Source organism: Dasania sp. GY-MA-18 (assembly GCF_024734385.1).
In the GTDB taxonomy this organism is placed as follows: domain Bacteria; phylum Pseudomonadota; class Gammaproteobacteria; order Pseudomonadales; family Dasaniaceae; genus Dasania; species Dasania phycosphaerae.
The window spans coordinates 326,931-347,884 of record NZ_JANHAP010000003.1; the positions used below are offsets into that span (position 1 = coordinate 326,931).

General features: G+C 48.2%; 17 protein-coding genes. 9 read left to right on the forward strand and 8 right to left on the reverse strand.

Annotated elements, in window-relative coordinates; translation table 11 throughout:
* Window positions 1–627, reverse strand: coding sequence for a TetR/AcrR family transcriptional regulator (locus tag NO559_RS05665; RefSeq protein ID WP_258330828.1), 627 nt, complete (start codon window positions 625–627; stop codon window positions 1–3).
* A gap of 166 nt (window positions 628–793) precedes the next feature.
* Here NO559_RS05665 and NO559_RS05670 point away from each other — a divergent pair, with 166 nt between their 5' ends.
* On the forward strand, window positions 794–2,833 hold the full coding sequence (locus NO559_RS05670) for an NADPH-dependent 2,4-dienoyl-CoA reductase (RefSeq protein WP_258330829.1): 2,040 nt from the start codon (window positions 794–796) through the stop codon (window positions 2,831–2,833).
* Window positions 2,834–2,887: 54 nt separating this feature from the next.
* Here the strand turns inward: NO559_RS05670 and NO559_RS05675 are convergent, their stop codons facing one another.
* Complete coding sequence (locus tag NO559_RS05675; RefSeq protein ID WP_258330830.1) at window positions 2,888–3,574, reverse strand: porin family protein; 687 nt, start codon at window positions 3,572–3,574, stop codon at window positions 2,888–2,890.
* Between the two features lie 209 nt (window positions 3,575–3,783).
* Between NO559_RS05675 and NO559_RS05680 the strand changes: the two genes are divergently transcribed.
* Entirely contained in the window at window positions 3,784–4,608 is an 825-nt protein-coding gene (locus NO559_RS05680) for an aldo/keto reductase (protein WP_258330831.1), read from the forward strand.
* Window positions 4,609–4,622: 14 nt separating this feature from the next.
* The gene (locus tag NO559_RS05685; RefSeq protein WP_258330832.1) at window positions 4,623–5,009 is read left to right on the forward strand and encodes an MmcQ/YjbR family DNA-binding protein; all 387 of its coding nucleotides are present in this window, start codon (window positions 4,623–4,625) and stop codon (window positions 5,007–5,009) included.
* On the opposite strand, the gene NO559_RS05690 is transcribed toward NO559_RS05685, so the two are convergent.
* The 6 genes from NO559_RS05690 to NO559_RS05715 form a co-directional block, all read right to left on the reverse strand.
* Window positions 5,004–5,396, reverse strand: a complete 393-nt coding sequence (locus NO559_RS05690) for an MAPEG family protein (protein ID WP_258330833.1) — start codon at window positions 5,394–5,396, stop codon at window positions 5,004–5,006. The genes NO559_RS05685 and NO559_RS05690 overlap by 6 nt on opposite strands.
* 15 nt (window positions 5,397–5,411) lie before the next feature.
* On the reverse strand, window positions 5,412–6,203 hold the full coding sequence (locus tag NO559_RS05695; protein ID WP_258330834.1) for an ABC transporter substrate-binding protein: 792 nt from the start codon (window positions 6,201–6,203) through the stop codon (window positions 5,412–5,414).
* A gap of 61 nt (window positions 6,204–6,264) precedes the next feature.
* Window positions 6,265–8,106 carry an ABC transporter ATP-binding protein gene (locus NO559_RS05700; protein ID WP_258330835.1) on the reverse strand — a complete coding sequence of 614 codons (1,842 nt, stop codon included), beginning with the start codon at window positions 8,104–8,106 and terminating at the stop codon, window positions 6,265–6,267.
* Between the two features lie 167 nt (window positions 8,107–8,273).
* The gene (locus NO559_RS05705; protein ID WP_258330836.1) at window positions 8,274–9,794 is read right to left on the reverse strand and encodes a hypothetical protein; all 1,521 of its coding nucleotides are present in this window, start codon (window positions 9,792–9,794) and stop codon (window positions 8,274–8,276) included.
* Window positions 9,795–9,920: 126 nt separating this feature from the next.
* Entirely contained in the window at window positions 9,921–10,721 is an 801-nt protein-coding gene (locus tag NO559_RS05710; RefSeq protein ID WP_375542736.1) for a TSUP family transporter, read from the reverse strand.
* Window positions 10,722–10,748: 27 nt separating this feature from the next.
* The gene (locus NO559_RS05715; protein ID WP_258330837.1) at window positions 10,749–11,378 is read right to left on the reverse strand and encodes a LysE/ArgO family amino acid transporter; all 630 of its coding nucleotides are present in this window, start codon (window positions 11,376–11,378) and stop codon (window positions 10,749–10,751) included.
* Between the two features lie 124 nt (window positions 11,379–11,502).
* Between NO559_RS05715 and NO559_RS05720 the strand changes: the two genes are divergently transcribed.
* The 6 genes from NO559_RS05720 (at window position 11,503) to NO559_RS05745 (ending at window position 20,954) form a co-directional block, all read left to right on the forward strand.
* Window positions 11,503–12,393, forward strand: coding sequence for a LysR family transcriptional regulator ArgP (locus tag NO559_RS05720; protein ID WP_258330838.1), 891 nt, complete (start codon window positions 11,503–11,505; stop codon window positions 12,391–12,393).
* Window positions 12,394–12,532: 139 nt separating this feature from the next.
* Complete coding sequence (locus NO559_RS05725) at window positions 12,533–17,437, forward strand: NAD-glutamate dehydrogenase (protein WP_258330839.1); 4,905 nt, start codon at window positions 12,533–12,535, stop codon at window positions 17,435–17,437.
* A gap of 55 nt (window positions 17,438–17,492) precedes the next feature.
* Window positions 17,493–18,491 carry a metal-dependent hydrolase gene (locus NO559_RS05730; protein ID WP_258330840.1) on the forward strand — a complete coding sequence of 333 codons (999 nt, stop codon included), beginning with the start codon at window positions 17,493–17,495 and terminating at the stop codon, window positions 18,489–18,491.
* 34 nt (window positions 18,492–18,525) lie between these two features.
* On the forward strand, window positions 18,526–19,452 hold the full coding sequence (locus NO559_RS05735; RefSeq protein ID WP_258330841.1) for a C13 family peptidase: 927 nt from the start codon (window positions 18,526–18,528) through the stop codon (window positions 19,450–19,452).
* Window positions 19,453–19,623: 171 nt separating this feature from the next.
* Window positions 19,624–20,478 carry a TraB/GumN family protein gene (locus NO559_RS05740; protein WP_258330842.1) on the forward strand — a complete coding sequence of 285 codons (855 nt, stop codon included), beginning with the start codon at window positions 19,624–19,626 and terminating at the stop codon, window positions 20,476–20,478.
* A 38-nt stretch (window positions 20,479–20,516) separates the two neighbouring features.
* On the forward strand, window positions 20,517–20,954 hold the full coding sequence (locus NO559_RS05745) for an SgcJ/EcaC family oxidoreductase (RefSeq protein ID WP_258330843.1): 438 nt from the start codon (window positions 20,517–20,519) through the stop codon (window positions 20,952–20,954).

Consider the following 20,954-nt stretch of genomic DNA (forward strand, 5'->3'; position numbering starts at 1 on the left):
TCAGCCTTTAGCAGCGCTTAAAAATTGTTTGATAGCACAGTCGCACATGGCTTTAACCTGGTGGCTGTTGCTATCGCTGCTATCGTAAATACCATCAATGACCAAGCGGGTTAAACCGTGCAAGGTGCTCCAAATTACCTGCGATAAGCGCAGCGTATCGGCTTCACTGTCTAGCACACCTTGTTGTTGCCAGCTTTTAATCAGCGCCAGCTGTTGTTGAAAAACCGGGTAGGCATGGCTTTGCAATTGCGGGTTGCTGCTACCGGTTTTCCATATAGGGCGGCCAAACATCAAATCATACAGCTCGGGGTTGGCGGTGGCGTGCTTGATGTAGTCATACACAAAATCTTTAAACTGCTGTGTGGGGTTACTGGTCGAGTGCAGGCTGAGCTGCGCTATAGCAGCTTGCTTGCGTTTAAAACCATCGGCAGCCAGAGCACACAGTAATTCGTTTTTATCTTTAAAGTGGTGATAGGGGGCGGTGCGGGAAACGCCTACTTGTTCTGCCAGTTTGCGCAGTGATAGGGCCTCTATGCCACCTTCGGCCAGCATGCTGTGGGCGGCATTGAGTAGGCTGTTATACAGCTCGCCGTGATGGTAGCTGGTTTTTTCTGGGCTGTTACTCATAAAGGCTGCTTTACTGTTGGCTGGGCATGCTATTAGCTGAGTCGCTAAGCTGGGGCGCTAAAATAGCAATCAATCTTGACGCTGTCAAAATATAAGGCTAAGGTGGCTTTCATATCTTGACGCCGCATAGATTGGCGTTATACATCTAGGCATAGAGGAATTACTCATGGCACAGTCTGCACCCGGCTTACAAAAATACCCCACGCTGCTAAAGCCCCTAGATTTAGGCTTTACCACCCTAAAAAACCGGGTGTTGATGGGCTCTATGCACACCAACTTAGAAGAGGCGGAGAACGGCTTTGAGCGCTTGGCAGCCTTTTACGGCGAGCGTGCCAAGGGCGGTGTAGGCCTAATCGTAACCGGTGGCATAGGTCCCAGCCCCCGTGGCGCGGTGTTTTTTAATGCCGCCTGTATGGCCACCCAAGAGGATGTGGCCAATCATAAAATTGTGATCCAAGCTGTGCATGCCCACGATAGTAAAATTTGTATGCAAATACTGCATGCTGGACGCTATGCCTATAACCCCAGCCCTATAGCCCCTTCCGAGATACAAGCCCCCATCAACCCCTTTAAGCCCCATGCGGTCAGCGAAGAGGAAATAGAAGCCGAGATACAAGGCTTTATCAATGCTTCGGTGTTGGCCAAAGAGGCTGGCTACGACGGCGTAGAGATCATGGGCTCGGAAGGTTATTTTATTAACCAGTTTATTGTTGAACGCACCAATAAGCGCAGCGACCAATGGGGCGGCGCCTATGAAAACCGCATACGTTTTCCCATAGAGGTAGTGAGCCGGGTGCGCGCGGCTGTTGGCGAGGAATTTATTATTATTTATCGTCTGTCCATGTTGGACTTAGTAGCCGACGGCAGTGATTTTGAAGAAGTGGTAAGCCTAGGCAAAAAATTAGAGCAGGCGGGCGTAACCATTATGAACACCGGCATAGGCTGGCATGAGGCCCGTGTGCCCACTATTGCCACCAAAGTGCCGCGCGCAGCCTTTAGCTGGGTAACGGCCAAAGTGCGCAAGGCCTTAACGGTACCGGTGATTACCTCTAACCGCATTAACACCCCCGAAATAGCCGAAGAAATTTTAGCCCGTGGCGATGCCGACATGGTGTCTATGGCTAGGCCCATGTTGGCCGACCCCGAGTTTGTGATTAAGGCCCAGCAAGACCGCGCCGATGAAATCAATACTTGCATAGGCTGCAACCAGGCCTGTTTGGACCATGTGTTTGAAGGCAAGCCCACCACCTGTTTAGTGAACCCCCGCGCCTGTTTTGAAACCGAATTAAATATCATACCGGCAAACGATAAAAAACATTTTGCGGTAGTAGGCGCAGGCCCCGCCGGTTTGGCTTTTGCGAGTACCGCTGCCAAGCGCGGTCACAAGGTGACGCTATTTGATGCGGGCAGTGAAATTGGCGGCCAGTTTAATATCGCCAAACAAATCCCCGGCAAAGAAGAATTTTATGAGACCCTGCGTTATTTCAAACGTCAGTTAGAAATAACCGGTGTGCGCTTGCAGCTAAATATTACTGTGGATGCGCAGCAGCTTAACCAAGGTGACTTTGATGAAGTGATTATTGCTGCCGGTATAGTGCCGCGCACTCCCGCGATTGAGGGCATAGAGCATAGCAAAGTATTGAGCTACCTCGATGTGCTGCGCGATAAAAAACCGGTGGGCAAAAAAGTGGCCGTGATAGGTGCGGGCGGCATAGGTTTTGATGTCAGTGAGTACCTCAGCCATGAAGGCGTATTACTAAGCCAGAATATCCCTGCCTTTATGAAAGAGTGGGGCATAGACATGAGCATGCAGGCGCGCGGTGGCGTGGCCAATGTGAAACCCGAGGTACACCCCTCACCCAGAGAGATCTATTTACTACAGCGCAAAAGCAGCAAAGTCGGTGCCGGCCTGGGTAAAACCACCGGCTGGATACACCGCGCCGGTTTGCAGAAAAAAGGCGTGGTGATGCTGCCCTCCTGCGAGTATCAAAAAATAGATGATCAGGGTTTGCATTTATTAGTTAATGGCGAAGCTAAATTGTTAGAGGTGGATAATATTATTATTTGCGCCGGTCAAGATCCGCGCCGTGAATTAGTAGCGGGGTTAGAAAAGCCCTATCAATTAATCGGTGGTGCCGATGTGGCGGTGGAGCTGGATGCCAAGCGGGCTATAGATCAGGGTACGCGTTTGGCGGTAGCTTTGTAATAAAAAAGGGCTAAGGCATAAATACCTTAGCCCTTTTTCCATAGGGTTTAGCAATTAAAACTTGTAGCCTAGTGAGATAGACAGGTTTTTAACTTCATGGCTAACATCAATACCATCTATATCGGCATCCGCATTTAAGACTGTGTATTCAGCAGCCACAAAAAATTGCTGGTTGATACTGTACTCAGCGCCTAGGCCGTAATAATAATCATGGCCATCGTCATCGGCTTTAGCCTGGCCGTAGTCAGGGGCATAGGTATAAACAGCGTCATAAAATGAAGAATCATAATCAGTATAATCTTCTGTGAGCACATAGCTTTGGCTAATCTCATAATCCCATTTTGAAAGGCCGGCGCGTAATATAAACGACAGGCCATTGCTAAAAGGTAAGCTGGCTTTAAAGCCTAAGTTGATCGCCGAGGTTTCAGATGTGTAGTCCAACTCTTCGGTTATTTGAGATTCACCGTCAAAATAGTAATAGGGGTAGCTATCTGAATAAACGGTATCTTTAGCCTTGCCGTAATCGTGATAGGATGCCTCAATGGCAAAGTTTTCATTAAAGGCGTAGGCGAATCTTATGCCTTTGGAGCTGTCTTTTTCTGAGGGCTCATAGCCGCCATCGAAGTCTGAGCTGTGATCCGCTTCGCCAAATAAAATTTCGGCTGAGAACCCCGGCTGAAATTCGGCTGCTGCTGGCAGTGCGCAGGCTGATAGGCTTATAGCGAGTGCTAATTTTTTCATCTATATCTCCATTCGCTCGTTGTTAGGTACTAGGCTATATGAGCGATTTATAACCTGACTTTTAGTATTATTACTCAGTGTTTTCCTACTGAGTGTGGGGCAGGAGTATGCCAGCTAAAACAGGGTTAGCATATAAAATGGCAGAAGTATTATTGTGAAATATTACCTATTATTAAAATCCTGAAAAATTGTGAGCATGCGGGTAGATCATGAAACAAATTAAATTAAACAATGGCGAACTAGTTTCAGCGTTAGGCCAGGGCACTTGGCATATGGGCGAGAACTCCGCTGAATTTAACCGCGAGGTCGCTGCTTTGCGTTTGGGCCTGGATTTGGGTATGAACTTAATCGACACCGCCGAGCTCTACGCCGATGCCGAGCTGGTGGTGGCCGAGGCTATTAAGGGGCGCAGGGCTGATGCTTTTATAGTGAGTAAAGTGTTGCCCAGTAATGCTAGCTATCAAGGCACGATCACGGCCTGTGAGCGCAGCTTAAAACGCTTGCAAATTGAGTGTTTAGATATGTATTTACTGCACTGGCCTGGGCTCACACCGGTGGAGGAAACCCTAGAGGTTTTTCAGACTTTGGTAGAGGCGGGCAAAATACGCCACTACGGGGTCAGCAATTTCGATTATTACGAAACGCAACTGGCTTGCCAGCAGCCCGGCGGTAAAGCTATAGCTACAAATCAATTGTTATATAACTTAAACAAGCGCGGTATAGAGTGGGATTTGTTACCGTGGTGTCGCAAGCAGGGTGTGCCGGTGATGGCCTACTCGCCTTTAGACGAAGGCCGCTTACAGCATCCTGTGTTGAATATTATCGCCCAGCGACATCAGGCCACTGCCGCGCAAGTAGCCTTGGCCTGGCTGCTACAGCAGGACTCAGTCATTGCCATACCCAAGGCGGTTAAGCCTGAGCATATTAAACAAAACGCGGCCGCTGCTGAGCTAGTGTTAAGCGCGCAAGATTTACATGAGATAGAGCAGGCCTTTCCCGCGCCCACCCAAGCCCAGCCTTTACACGTTTATTAACGATGGAGCGGTTAGTGAATACTGCAGCAGTCAAAGCTTATTGCTTAGCCAAGCCCGAGGCGCAAGAGGACTACCCCTTTGGTACCGATGTGCAGGTATTTAAAATCGCGGGAAAAATGTTTGCGCTGCTTAGCCAGCGCGCGGGTCAGCCTATAGTCAATTTAAAATGCGATCCTAATCAGGCTTTTATGTTGCGGGATTTATTTGCCGCGGTGCAGCCGGGTTATCACATGAATAAAAAACACTGGAACACGGTGTTATTAGACGGCTCCATACCGCGCGGTGAGCTAGAGCGCATGATAGATCACTCTTATGCTCTGGTGCTTAAGGGGCTAACTAAAAAACTGCGGCAGCGTTTAGAGTTACAGTACCCCGCCGATTCGCTGTATGCCGGTTTATAAAACTAATAACAGCCACAGCGCGAATACACAAACTATCGCCAACCAATAAGCCGTCAGCCTGTGCAGTACATGGTTGTAGGTGAGGTGTATCACCGCATGGGCTATGCGAAAAAATACAAAGGCCCAGGCGGCATAAACGGCATAGGGGTTTTCTATGCCCATGCTGATATACAGCGTGCACACCACATAAAACAGTACCGGCACCTCAAATTGATTATTAAAGGCGCGCGTTGTTTGGGTGACATAGTTGGGTACATCTTGCCCGCCCATAAGGCGGTAATAGCCAGCTTTAACATCACCGTTTTTAACGCTGGCAAAGCGGGTTTTAAGAGTGATTACGCCAATAATAAAGGTAAGTATTACCATCGCAAACATAGGGTATAGCATGGCTGGCTCCTTAAGCTATTGCAGGTACTTTTGTTGCAGGCGATTTATTGTGCCGTCGGCTTTCATGGCGGCTATGGCTTTATCAATCTGTTGCATTTTTTTAGCAAAAGGTGATTGTTTGCTAATTAATAGCCGCCTAAGGTTAGTTTCAACAATAAATGGGACTTGCACTATATTATTATCTAGTTGCATTTTTTTAATATTAAACTCGGTAATTTGCGCACTCTCTATAAAAATATCGGCTCGGCGCTGGGCTAAAAATTTTAATGCGGCATCTAGCTCTGGCACCATAGATATTTGCAAATCATCGGCGCTAAACCCCGCTAAGCTGCCACCTAAATATTCCACTAAGTGAAATTGTTTAAATCCTTCCACATCGGTTATAGCTAGCATTTCCTGTAGCTGCGGATGATCTCTATAGGTGTACACATAGTAGTTAACGGGAATCAGTACCTCTGTGCTGGCGTGGGTGTATAAGCTGCGCTCTGGAGTATTAGCCGTTAACATGGCGTCGTCTTGCCCGGTTTGCACCTGCCATTGTGCACGTTTCCAGGGGTAGGCCCTGTGTACAGTTTTTATACCTAGCCGTTTTTCAAAAAGCTCGGTGAGTATATCTACTTGCAAGCCTTTAACTTCGCCTTGCTGCAACCATGAAAATGGAGCGTAGCTGTGGCCATAGGCTAAGCGTATGCTGTCCTGAGCCAGGCTATAGCTGCACAGCAATAAGCCTACTATAGCGATAATACTGTTACGCAAGAGCTTAAGTTTTGTCTTGCTATAGCTGTGTGTGGCAGTAGATTCTGGCATGTTGTGTTTAGCTTAGCTGCCCTTATCTAACTGGCAAGTTCTCTGTGTATGGTGGCTGTGCTTAGTCTTCTATATCCAGGCCTAAAAAGCCGCCGGTTTGATGTTGCCATAGCTGTGCGTAAATGCCGCCCTGGGCAATGAGTTCACTATGAGTGCCCTGCTCAACAATCTCGCCTTCATCTAACACAATTAATCGGTCCATGGCGGCAATGGTTGATAAACGGTGGGCAATAGCGATTACCGTTTTGCCTTCCATCAGTTTATAAAGGCTATGCTGTATGGCCGCCTCTACTTCAGAGTCCAGTGCCGAGGTGGCCTCGTCTAAAATTAAAATAGGGGCATTTTTTAATAACACGCGGGCTATGGCGATACGCTGACGCTGGCCGCCGGAGAGCTTAACGCCGCGCTCGCCCACTTGCGCATCGTAGCCTTGGTTACCGCTGGGGTCGCTAAGGGTTTGAATAAAATCATGAGCCTCGGCCTGTTTGGCGGCGGCTAACACTTCTTCGTCGGTGGCAGAGTTGCGGCCATAGGCAATGTTTTCGCGTATGCTGCGGTGTAGCAGTGAGGTGTCTTGTGTCACCATACCTATATGTGCGCGCAAACTCTCTTGTTCTACCTGTTTGATATTTTGGCCATCAATAATAATTTCGCCGCCCTGTATATCGTGAAAGCGCAGCAGCAAATTAACCAGGGTAGATTTGCCCGCACCCGAGCGGCCCACCACGCCAACTTTTTCACCGGGCTTAATAGACAGGTTTAATTTGTTAAAGACTTGCGCCTCATTTTTTCCATAGAAAAAATCCACATCGCGCAATTCTATAGCGCCCTGTGCTACTTGCAGAGGCTGGGCGTCGCGGCTGTCTTGTACCAAGCGGGGTTGCGATAAGGTGTTGCGGCCATCAGCCACGGTACCTATGTTTTCAAATAGGCTGCTGACCTCCCACACTATCCACTGCGACATGCTGTTTAGCCTTAGCACCAAGCCTATGGCGATGGCGATAGCGCCTACACTTACCGCCTCTTTGCTCCATAACCAAATACACAGTGCCGCCATGGTAAACACTAGCAAATAGTTAATACACTGTATGCTGATGTTAATGCCCGTGCCCAAACGCATTTGCTGGTATACGGTTTGTAAAAATTCGCTCATGCTGCTTTGGGCGTAGTCTGACTCTTGCTTGCTATGGGAAAATAATTTTACCGTGGCAATATTGGTGTAACTATCAACGATGCGGCCAGTCATTTCGGCACGGGCATTGGCTTGTTCGGTAGAGACGGTTTTTAATCGTGGCACAAAATAAACCTGCACCAGAATATAGAGCAGTAACCAAACCATTAGTGGGATGATAAGTAAAATATCTAAGCTAAAAATAGTGACAAAGATGGTGGCAAAGTACACCAACACATAGGTTAGCACGTCTAATAATTTCATTACCGTTTCGCGTACGGCTAATGAGGTTTGCATCACCTTAGTGGCCAGGCGGCCGGCAAAATCGTGTTGGTAAAAAGCTATGCTTTGGCCCAGTAAATAACGGTGGGTTTGCCAGCGTATGGCCATGGGGTAGTTGCCCAATAGCGATTGGTGCATCAATGCCGAGTGCAGTAAGGCTAACAGTGGTAAGGCAACTAAGACTACCAGTGCCATTAGGGTTAAACGGTCAGCGTCTTCTGTTAGCAATTGGCTGGGGGTTTTGGCGGCCATTAAGTCTACTAACTCACCCATAAAGCCAAATAAGGATACTTCTAATATGGCCAGGCAGGCCGTTAATAAGGCCATGGCGATTAAAGGCAGCTCCATGCCACGGGTGTAATGGCGGCAAAAAGCAAACAAGCCGTGGGGAGGTTGTTGTGGCGCTTGCGGAGGAAAGGGTTTGGTTAAACGCTCGAAAAAGCTAAACATGAAAAAGCTGGCCTGTCGCTGTTTGCTGGAGGCGAAATATTAACAGAAACGGCCGCGACTAGCCTGAGTAATTTTTGTAATTAAGCCGTTTTTAACGGCTTTTATTGCTAGGCCAAGTGGGCTTAGATCGAGCTAGGGCTATAGGGCCCTCGCTCGATCTAAGTTTGCTATTTATCGTCCAGTGCAGGGTCCAGGCCGCGATAATTGCGCAGTGCTCCGGTAAATCCTATGTCAGCATTTTTATCGGCTGCCTGAGTGTTGCGGTACCAACTGGGCAAGGATTTAAATGCGTAATTCATACCGTAGTCCAAGGCGATTTGGCCGGGGTCTTGCGGTATGTTTCCGGGGCGGTTTTGGAACCAGCGCATAAAATCGGCACTGGCGGTTTGGTGGTATACCAGCTCTTTATCGCCAGGGGCCGAGGGCGGCACGACTTTGCAGTTAGCTGGTATTGCCTGATCACATTGGGCAAAGGTCGGTGTGCAGCTATCGCCGCTGCAGCTGGAGGGCGAGGGTAGCAAAAAAGACTTCATAGTGTATTCGGCAGAGCCATGACAGCCCATGCACGATGACATGGCATAACGTTTAGGGGCTACCAACGCTAAACTGCCATCAGTTTTTAATACCACCGCGTCTATATCCACCGCGCCGTCGTTGGGCCCAGATAGGCGCCCACCCCAGCCCAAGGTTTCTTTGGCGTATAAGGGGGCGGCGGGGTTAATCCAGGTTTCTGCCAGTGCCGGGCAGCCGTTTTTGACAGTGTAATCACAAAACTGCGGTGAATTAATATTGGGGTCGTTACCCCACATAGCACCCAGCGGTACCATCTTGTCCCAGTTATCGCCGGGGGCATTTTTATCGTATACCAAGGTGGTAAACACCCACTGGCTTTGGGGCGATGATTGGCTGTCTTTAACAATAATGTCGAACTGAAAAAACTGCACGTCCATCATCTGGCGCGGGCTGCTGCCATCGTTGTTGGCATATATAGTTACTGGGTAAGCGCCAGCCATGGGCGGCCACGTACTGGCATCGGCGGTGGTGAAGGCAGGCTTTACAATAATGCCGCCCTCTGGAAATTGCGCGCCGCCAGCCGCTAAGCCCGGCATGGGATTTGTGCCACTGCTGCCCCATACATTGTTTAGGCTAACCGCCGCTACGCTATCGTAATACACCGCTACATGGGTGGTCATTTCGGCGCTGAGTTTGGATTGCGGAAACATCGCAGGGGGAAACGTAGAGCCTATGTAGCTGCCGCGTATAGGGTCGCGTATATCACTTAGCCAAGGCTGGTTATACCAACCCGCTTTGGCTGGCTGCCAGTTAGGGTAATCGTAAATCAGCTGACGCATGTCTTTAGCGATGGCAGCCTTTAGCGCTAGGGTGTATTGCTGGGCGTTGTTAACGTTGATGCGCGAGCTATTAATGGCTTGTTGCCAGGCTGTGGGCAGGGGCTGAGTATAGGCTGCGGGGTAATTGTGGCTAAGGCTAAATAATGGCCCTTGGTAATTAGGTGGTGGGGGCGGTAGTTGCCACGGGCCTTGCTGCTGAGAGCTGGCCATATTGCTGTTGCTTTTAATGGGCGGGGAGGCTGGAGCTTGATCTTTACTGCAGGCGCTAAGCGCCAATAAGCTAGCCAGTGATAAAGCCCATAAAGGCTTAAGGGATAACATCTGTGTTGTATTCATAACTACTCCTTAGTTATTTATTGTTGTGTTTTAGTGGTGGTTAAAATCCTGTGTTGAGTGATAGGTGTGGTAGCTTTGGAAACAGGCAGTTCGCTGCCTTCGGCTCATACTAGCAACTGTGTTTGACTATGCAAGCCACAGCAGCCGCAGCGCTATGGCCAGGGTAGTGAGCAGCAGTAGGGGTTTAATAATGCGGCTGCCCTTGCTGATGACTAGATTAGAACCCAGCCTGGCTCCCAGTATTTGCGTGGCTGCCATGCATAGGCCTATAGCCCATAACACCTGCCCGCTAAACATAAAAATAATTAACGAGCTTAAATTACTCACTAAGACTAGCGGCTTGGCATGGGCGGTGGCTTTGCTGAGTTTGTAACCCAGTAGGCTGGCAAATAGCAGGGCGGCAATGGCCCCCATGCCAGGGCCAAAAAATCCACCGTATAAACCTATACCCGCACCGCTGATTAAGGTAAAGCTGGGTGCCGAAATTTTAGCGGGTTTATCGGTATCGCCTAAGTTGGGCGACAGCCAAGTGTATAAGGCTATGCCAATTAAAAAATACGGCAGCAGCTGCGCTAAGGTTTGATTGGACAGCTGTTGCACCCCCCAGGTGGCCAGTGCGCTAAAAACGGCAACAATGGCCATGGCAGGGGCAATGCTTTTTAGATCTATATACCCTTTTTGAAAAAAGTTAATCGATGATGACAGGGTGCCAAAAACACTTTGGCATTTATTGGTCGCTAGCGCCTGCAGCGGTGGCACCCCCGCCCACAATAAAATTGGCAGGGTCAGCAGGCCACCGCCACCGGCAATGGCGTTTAAAAAGCCCGCAACAAAACCGGTGCCGGCAAATAAAACATATAAACTGAGTGAGAGTTCGATAATAGCCAGCCCGCATAATTGAGAAAGGCGCGAGTATAGCCTGCTCAGCTTGCCGGGTTAATAATAATTACCCACTTACAGCAACTCATGGCCCCATAAGCCAGCCGCCACCCACCACATAAATAGGCACACCGACAGGTCCAGCACTCGCCACGACCAGCTATTAGCAAATAAAGGCGCCAAAAAATGCGCGCCAAAAGCCAAGCTGTAAAACCAAATAATGGAGGCCATAGCCGCGCCCACAATAAAGCTGGTTTGCGCTACACCGTGAAACTGGCCGCCCACGCTGCCGATTAACATCACGGTATCCAAGTAAACGTGGGGGTTGAGCAGGCTCATGGCCAAGGTAGTGATAATGGCGGCTTTAAAGGTGATGGACGGACGCTCTTCTACTTGTAGGCTATGAGGGAATAATGCCCGCCACAAAGCCATGCAACCATAGGCCACTAAAAAGCTAATACCAAACCACAGCGCGCCCTTTAAAAACAGCGGGTACTGCTGGATAAGCAGGCCCATGCCCAATACGCCCACGGTGATTAACAAGGCATCTATTACAGCGCACACGCTGGCTATGCCTACGGCATGCTGGCGGCGCAGGGCGTAGCTCAATACAAAGGCATTTTGACTGCCTATGGCAATAATTAAGCCGGCGCTAGTGAGCAGGCCGGTTTGCCAGGCGTTAAGTATTACGGGGTCTAACAACATATCAGGCTCTAAAGGTTTGCATATGGGAGCGGGCAGTGTATAAGGATTGGCGGCAGCAGAAAATCTAATATTTTTAATCTTGCATTAGAGATTCTAATTAACGAGATCTATAAAGGGTGAGGCCATGGCAGCACTAGAAATCAAGCAATTACTGGCCCTGGTAGCGGTGGTAGAGGAGCAAAGCTTTGAAAAAGCCGCCTTGCGCTTACATGTTACCCAGTCGGCGATCTCCCAGCGTATCAAGCAGCTGGAAGAGCAGCTGGGCCAGCCCTTGCTTAAGCGCGGCACACCTATGGTGGTGACGGCCTCTGGCCAAAAGGTGCTGCGCTATGCCAAACAAGTAGAGCTATTACAGGGCGAGTTGTTACAAGAGCTAGGTTATGGCGAGCTCAAATCTACCCGCTTGAGCATAGCCATCAATGCCGATAGCTTAGCCGCGTGGTTTTTAGAGGCCATACAGCCTTTAATAGAACAGCAGGATTTGTTGATAGAGCTAAAGGTCGACGATCAGGAAAAAACCCACGAGTTTTTAAAAAGTGGCGAGGTGTTGGGTTGTATCAGCTCCAGCGACTCAGCGATGCAGGGCTGCGACTGCCAGTACTTAGGCGATATGCGCTATTTGTGCGTAGCCAGCGAGCGCTTTTATCAGCGTTATTTCCCCCAAGGGGTGAGCGCTGCGGCTTTTAAGCAGGCGCCCGCGGTGGATTTTAGCCACAGTGATGAGATGCAAAGCCGATACCTAGCACGTTATTTTCAGCTGCAGCAGCACGACTACCCCCAGCATCACATACCCTCCTCCGAAAAATATGTAGAGTTTATAGGCCGGGGGCTGGCCTGGGGGCTGGTGCCCGAAATGCAATTTCAGCAGTTTTCCAGGGATTATGAGCTGCGCGATATCAACCCCGGTAAAGCGATAAGCGTACCGCTGTATTGGCATAGCTGGAATGTGAAATCCAGCTTAATCGCACAGTTGTCAGAAACCTTGCAGGGTTATGCGCAAAAAGCGCTACGCTAAAAAAGTTAAAAAAATGTATAGACATAGACGTGTACTAGAACGTAATAGTCTATGCTGTAAAGCAATGTGGCTAGGGTGTTTGTCGCTAGCCGCATGTTGAAGATCAGCAACTCGCAAACTAATAAGAGAGTTATTTATTGTGGATACCACTACCGTCGCCCCCATGACTAAAACCGAATTTAGCAGCAGCTTAAATGAGCTGATTGCAAAAAAATTGAAGGCCAAAGAGGCCAAGGCCGTACAGAGCTTCGCCCAGCACTATTATGCTCTGACACCACTATCCGAATTAGAGGGGCGGGAGTGGGATGACCTGTTTGGCATAGTCTACGGCTGGTGGAATTTTATCCAAAATTACAAGCGCAAAGCCCCCAGCATTACAGTATTTAACCCTACGGTGAGTGAGCACAGCTGGAAGTGCGGCCATACCGTTATTATGGCGCAAATGCGCGACATGCCTTTTTTAGTTGATTCCTTACGCATGGAAATCAACCGACGCAATATTGCCATCCATAGTATCAGCAGCTCGGTATTAACCATGGTTAGGGATGGCAAGGGTGAGCTGTTAGAGGTACTGCCCAACAATGACCATACTAAAAGCAGCAAGGGCCGCCGGGTAGCCAAAGAAGCCCTGATGTATTTTGAAATCAACCTACATACCTCTGAGCAGGAAATGAAACAGCTCACCAAAGCTTTAGGGGATGTGGTTAAAGAGGTGGCGTTGGCGGTAGATGATTATCAGCCGGTACTAGAGCAAGTACAAAGCACCATAGCCAATCTCAGTTTGGCTAAAGCGGCTACCGATAAAATTAAAGAGGATATCTCCGAGAGTAGCGAGTTTTTGCAGTGGATGGCCGATGGCTACTTTACCTTTTTAGGCTATTCAGAATATGAGTTTTACACCGTTAAAGGCAAAAAATATTTACGCGAAGTAACCGATAGCCGCTTGGGCTTATTTAAATGCGATAAAAAAACGGACAAAAGCATAGCCGTAGACGATTTTAATCCCGGTATGACTCGCCACCACTTATCGACCCAGGCAATTGCTTTTTCAAAGTCGTCGGTGCGCTCTAGAGTACATAGGCCGTCCTACTCTGACTATATTGTTGTTAAAAAATACGATAGCAAAGGCAACGTCTGTGGTGAGTGCCGCTACTTAGGTTTATATACCTCGCCTGTTTACCTGTTGAGCCCCACCAAAATACCCCTAATCAGAAAAAAATATGATGAGGTTATTAAACGCTCAGGCATGGACCCCAATAGCTATGAGGGCAAGCTGTTAAGACAAACCTTGGAAACTTTTCCTAGGGATGAGCTATTTCAAAGTGGCAGTAGTGAACTGTATGAAACCGCTCTAGAAACAGCTTTTATTAATGAGCGCCATATGGTGCGCTTATTTATGCGTAAAGATAGTTATGGCAAGTTTGTAACCAGCACCGTCTATGTGCCCAGGGATGTATTTAGCTCAGACATTAGAAAACAAATACAGCAGCTAATCAGCAAAGAAATAGAGGCAGAGGAAAATGAATTTACCACCCATTTCTCCGAATCTATCTTAGTAAGAAGTCATATCGTTTTTAAGGTTAACCCCGATAAACCGGTAAATTATGATGTTAAGGCGCTAGAGCAAAAAATCATTGATCTGACTCGCACTTGGAATGATCACTTGTTAGATGCTCTGTGTGCCACCCATGGTGAAGAGAAAGGCACCAATCTTTATAATGATTACAGCACAGCATTTAGAAGTTCCTATAAAGAAAACTTTGATGCCCAGTTAGCGGTAGATGATATAGAGATTATAAATACCATTAACGACAACAATAAGTTAGCAATGAGTTTTTACCAGTATCAAGGTGCTGATGAAGATGACTTGCGCTTTAAGGTATTTAGCGTCGATGATGTGGTCGAACTATCCGACGTAGTCCCCGTATTAGAAAATTTAGGTTTGCGGGTGGTGGGTGAGCACCCTTACAAAGTAACCCGTAAAGATGGCAGTACTATATGGATACATGATTTCTTCTTAGTGTTTGGCTTGCCGGTTAGTGTTGATGTTGAAGTGGCAAAAAGCACTTTCCAAGAGGCGTTTGCAGCAGTGTGGTTTGGCGAATCCGATAGTGATGCCTTTAACCGCTTAGTATTGGGCGCGCGTTTAAACTGGCGTGAAGTGGCATTGCTAAGAACCTATGCCAATTACATGAAACAAACCATGTTCAACTTCCCCAAAAGCTATCTGGCTAATACCCTGTCTAACCACTTAGATATTACCCGTAATTTGGTAGCACTGTTTAAATCCATGTTTGACCCGCGGGTTAATCGCCTAACAGAAAAAAGCAGCGATCGCATAGAGCGCCTAAAAGAAAAAATAGAATCGGCTTTAGAGTCAGTAGATAACCTGGACGAGGATAGAATTTTTCGCCGCTACTTAGAGATGATTAGCGCTACCCTAAGAACCAACTTTTACCAAGACGACAGTGAAGGCAAGCATAAACCTTACATCTCTATAAAGCTTAGCCCTAAAAAAATTAGCAATATACCCGAGCCGCGGCCACTGTATGAAATTTTTGTGTATTCGCCGCGGGTAGAAGGTGTGCATTTGCGTGGGGGTAAAGTGGCCAGGGGTGGCTTGCGCTGGTCTGACCGTTTGCAAGATTATCGCACCGAAGTATTAGGTTTAGTTAAAGCCCAACAGGTAAAAAATGCCGTCATCGTGCCCAGTGGTGCCAAGGGTGGCTTTGTCGCCAAGCAGCTGCCTACCGAGGGCGGTAGGGAAGCCTTTATGAAAGAGGGCATAGCCTGCTACAAAATGTTTATACGCGGCCTGTTAGATGTGACTGATAATTTATCCGAAGGCGGCGTGGTGCCTCCAGAGCAAGTGGTGCGCATGGATAAAGACGACCCCTATTTAGTCGTCGCGGCTGATAAAGGCACGGCAACTTTCTCCGACATAGCCAATAGCCTGTCGGCGGAATACGGCTTTTGGTTGGGTGATGCTTTTGCTTCCGGCGGTAGCCAGGGCTATGACCATAAGGGCATGGGTATTACCGCACGTGGTGCATGGGTATCAGTGCAGCGCCACTTTAAAGAGAAGGGCTTAAATGTACAAACCGAAGACTTTAGCGTTATAGGCATAGGCGATATGGCCGGCGATGTGTTTGGTAATGGCATGTTAATGTCCGAGCATATTAAATTGGTGGCCGCCTTTAACCATATGCATATTTTTATAGACCCCGATCCCGATCCAGCCAAAAGCTTTATCGAGCGCCAGCGTTTATTTAATACGCCGGGCACCAATTGGGAGGACTACAATAAAAAATTAATATCCAAGGGCGGGGGTATTTTTAATCGCTCGGCAAAATCGCTGACTATTACTAAAGAGATGCGCGCCACTTTTGCGATTAAAGAAAAGTCGCTAACCCCCACCGATTTAATTAACCGCTTATTAAAGGCGCCAGTAGATTTAATTTGGAATGGCGGCATAGGTACCTATGTTAAATCTGCCAAGGAAAGCCACGCCGAGGTTGGTGATAAAGCCAACGATAACCTGCGGGTTAATGGTAATGAACTGCGCTGTAAGGTGTTTGGTGAGGGCGGTAACTTAGGTTTAACGCAGTTGGGTCGTATAGAGTTTTGCTTAAATGGCGGAGCCTGTAATACCGACTTTATCGACAACTCTGCCGGGGTGGATTGCTCTGACCATGAGGTCAATATCAAAATTCTGCTAAATGAAATTGTTGCCAAAGGCGGTATGACAGAAACGCAACGCAATAAGCTCTTGGTAAAAATGACCGATAATGTTTCTGAAATGGTGTTAGCCAATAACTACAGGCAAACCCAGGCCATTAGTTTGGCCGAGCATCAGGGGCGGCATAGGGTAGGCGAATACAGACGATTTATTATCGAGCTAGAAGAGGCGGGGCAGCTTAGTAGAGAGTTAGAGTTTTTGCCTAGCGATGAAGAGCTTAGCGAGCGCTATAGTGAAAATAAACTACTGACCAGGCCAGAGCTGTCAGTATTGATTTCCTACGCCAAAGTGCAATTAAAAGAATCGCTAAGCCAGTCGGATGTTAGCAACGATCCCTATGTGGTGAAGTATGTGGAAAATGCTTTTCCCACGGCACTGCGCAAAAAATACAATGACAATATTTACGCTCATCGCCTGCGCAAAGAAATTGTTGCCACCCAAGTTGCCAACGATATGGTCAATATTATGGGTATTACATTTTGCCAGCGCTTAATGGCCGCCACAGGTTGCAAGCCCGGCCATGTCGCCAAAGCTTATATTACCGCTAAAGATATTTACCACTTAGAAGACTGGTGGAGCGAAATTGAAAAGCTGGATTATGAGATTGCTGCCGATTTGCAAATGACCTTGATGGGACGCATATCTACCAGAGTACGCAGAGCCACGCGTTGGTTCTTGCGTAATCGTCGCGGCAGCTTAAATCCGCAGCAAGAGCGCGATGCGTTTGAAAAACCCTTGCATGAAATCATAGAGGTAATGCCCGGCTTATTACGCGGCGAGCAGAAAAAGCTATGGCAAAAAGAATATGACGAACTAAAAGAGCAGGGCCTTAGCGATGCTATGGCACGCAGGGCGGCCTCGCCCATTATCCAATCGGGTTTAAATATGGTTGAAGCCGCTAGGTTGAGTGGCGAAAGCGCTACCCGCGTCGCCGAAACCTATTTTAGTTTAGGTGACCGCTTAGGCTTCCATTGGTTTGCTGGCCAAATTTCAGAAGTAGGAGTAGAGAACTACTGGCAAGCCATGGCCAGAGAAGCCTTTATGGATGATCTGGAATCGCAGGTGCGCACCATCGTAGTATCAGTGCTTAACTGCGCTAGGTCAGAGCAGGACGTCGATGAAGCCATAGATCAATGGCAGCAACAACACCGCTTGTTAGTCGAGCGCTGGCTGCATATGATTAATGAGCTTAAAAACGCCACCGGCACTGACTTTGCGATGTTTTCTGTGGCCCTGCGTGAGCTGTTGGACTTGGCGCAGGTCAGCCATCACTGTCGTATAGACGATGCCAAAAGTAAAAAGTAAATTGCGACTAAGGCCAAGGATGGCAGTAACAAAATAAATATGAAGTAATACTACTATGGACCCACTTTCTCAAGCTGTACTGGGGGCGACCGCAGCGCAAACCATAGGCGATAAAAAAAACTTAGCTAAAGCCACCGTCATAGGTGCGTTGGCAGGTATGGCTGCCGATTTAGATGTGCTGATAAATTCCCCCAGCGATAGCTTATTGGCGCTGGAGTATCACCGTCATTTTAGTCACTCCTTAATTTTTATACCGCTGGGGGCTTTAATCTGCGCCTTGCTACTTTATGCGCTATTGGGTCGCTATTGGCAGCTGCGTTTTAAGCCTACGTATTTATATTGCTTGCTGGGTTATGCTACTCACGGTTTGCTGGATGCTTGCACTTCCTATGGCACGCAACTGCTATGGCCATTTAGCAACTATAGAGTCTCTTGGGATATTATTTCTATTATCGACCCCTTGTTTACCCTGCCCTTATTGATATTAATAGTGCTGGCGGCTAAGCGTAAGCAGCGAGCTTTTGTTTATTGTGCTGTGGCATGGTGCGCCATGTATTTAAGTTTGGGGGTGCTGCAGCATGAGCGCGCTATGCTGGTAGCCAATGATTTAATTAGCAAGCGTGGCCATAGCGCCAACCATATTGAGGTTAAACCCAGTTTTGCTAATTTATTAGTGTGGAAAATAATTTATCAAAGTGATGACCATTACTACGTGGCGGCAACCAGGCTGGGTATTAGCAGTAAAGTGTGGCCCGGGGAAAGCATCAGGCGCTTGGATAGGCAGCGTGACTTAGCCTGGCTGGATAACGCTAGCCAACAAGCTAAAGATATAGAGCGCTTTCGTTGGTTTTCGGCGGGCTTTATCGCCCTAGACCCGAATAACCCCTATCAAATTATTGATATGCGTTACTCTATGCTGCCCAATAAAATTGCCCCGCTATGGGGTATACGTTTAAACCCTAATGCAGCTGCAAATGAGCATGTGCAGTTTTATGCTGAACCCAGAAAGGCCAGCCCCAGAGCGGCCCCTTTATGGCAAATGATTAAAGAATAGCAGTATCGCTTAATAACAAAAAACAGGATGTTGTATGCGCATAATCATAATGACCAGCCTCTTTTTGCTGGCGGTGCCTATAGCCATGGCGGGTATTTATAAGTGGGTAGATGAGCAGGGGCGGGTACATTTTTCCGATCAAAAACCCAAAGCGGCTAGCTATGAAGATATAGAAAGCCGCTTGTTTGGCCGCGGTAATGTTTTTAAAAGCACTGTTAAAGATCAGCAAAGCCAGTTACTGGCGAACCTTGGCGACAAAATTACAGCTGGGGTGCCACAGCAAACAGATCTGTTTTTTGTAGGCTTTGCCGGTGACGCCAAACAAAATGTATTTATGAAAGAAACCCTATACGCTAAAAATTTATTTGATAGCAGCTTTCAAACCAGCGGCCGCTCTATTGCCCTGATTAATAATAGCCAAACCACAGCTCACTATTTAGTGGCCAGCAACCATAATCTAGCGCGGGTGCTCAAGGCCGTAGGCGAAAAGATGGACGAGGAGGACATACTGTATTTGTACCTAACCTCCCACGGCTCTAAAGAACATAAGTTGTCGGTAGACTTTCCCCCGCATACGGTAAAAGATTTTGGTGGCCATGAAATACGGCGCATGCTGGATGAGGCCGGGATTAAATGGCGTATAGTGGTTGTGTCAGCCTGTTACTCAGGGGGTTTTATAGAGCCACTTAAAAACGACTATAGCGTGATTGCCACCGCCGCCGATGCTGTTAATACATCCTTTGGTTGTGCTGATAACCGCGATTTCACCTTTTATGGTGAGGCCCTGTATAAACGGCAAATGTCCATAGGGGTAGGTGTGCTAGAAGCGCTGGATGGCGCGCGACCTATTATTCAGTCCATGGAGGCACAGATCAATGTGACGCACTCCAATCCCCAGTATTGGCTGGGGCGCGAGGCCAGGCAAAAGCTAGTGACTGAGCCGCGTTTGCAGGGGCGTTAAGTTTGCTGGTATCACCCTGTTAGGGGGGGGGATTGCTTGCGGCGCTAGCCTAAACAAATAGCTCCCGTTCCGCTAATAGGCTACAGGCTGATACACAGGCCAGCGTTGGCACTATCTGTTAAACTGCCGCGCCTACAGAGTTGATCACCGTCAAAGGGGCATATGCTGGCCATGTTAAGAGTTGTACTGCTATTTTTAGTTTGCGTCACTGTGGCGCAGGCGGCTTCCCCGGTATGGAAAATCTCGCAAGGCGATAAGCAACTCTATATCGCCGGCACCGTGCATGTACTGGCACAACAGGATTACCCGCTGCCTAAACCCTTTGAGCTAGCTTATGAGGCCGCGACTACCCTGGTATTTGAAACCGATATGGCGGCCATGCAAGGGCTGGCGTTTCAACAGGCCCTGTTACAGGCCATGAGCTATCATGACGGCCGCAGCTTAAAAACTGTGTTAGAGCCTGCTACCTATCAGGCGCTGGCCAGCTTTGCCAGCAGCAGAGGCGTGGCCTTAGAGGCCATGGATCCATTCAAACCCGCTATGGCGGTTATGACGCTAACCCTGGTAGAGCTTAAGCGTTTGGGGCTAGGTGAAGCGGGTGTGGATGCCTATTATTATGCCAAGGCGCTTAGCGATAATAAAAACACCGGCCATTTGGAAAGTGTAAACCAACAGCTATCGTTTATTGCCACCATGGGCCAGGGCCGTGAAGATGAATTTGTGCAGTACTCACTTAATGATATAGAGACCCTGCCCGAGATGATGCGCCAGCTTAAGCAGGCTTGGGCGCAGGGTGATTTAGCTACCCTCAACCGTATTGCCTTACTGCCCTTGCAGCAGCAATTCCCGGCGATTTATCACAGCTTGATAGTGCAGCGCAATCAAGCCTGGATGGAGCCCATACTATCCCTATTGGATTCCGCCCCCACCGAGCTGGTGTTGGTAGGGGCTCTACACCTAGTCGGTGAAGATGGCTTGCTTGAACAGTTAGCCAAAAAGGGTTATACAGTAGAGGCTCTAAAGTAAAACTATAACAATAAAACTAAGTAAGAAGCAGACCCCCCATGACAGATAGAGAAGCTATTATTGACCATACTCGCAGTTGGGGTAGGGCGTATTTAAATGGCGATATAGATGAAATTCTTAGTCACTACAGTGACGACGCCCTAATGATTACCTTTGACGGCATTATTGCCAAAGGTCACGACAAAATACGCAGCATTTATGAGCTGTGGCTGAAAGTCGGTAATCCCTTAGAGCTCAACTACGAAACCGTTGATGTTGTGGTCAACGGCGATATGGCCTATCACGTTTTAAAATGGCACGGCATATTTCAAGAGCCCTATGGCAATGAGATGATGTGCGGCGCTTGCCAGTCCATCCTGAGGCGGCAAGACAATGGCCAATGGCTGTGGGTGTCAGAGGTGGTCTGTGCCGATATAGACTCCATAGAGGTATTAGATACCTTGCCTAACATTAGTGCTGATTTAAACGTGATTTAA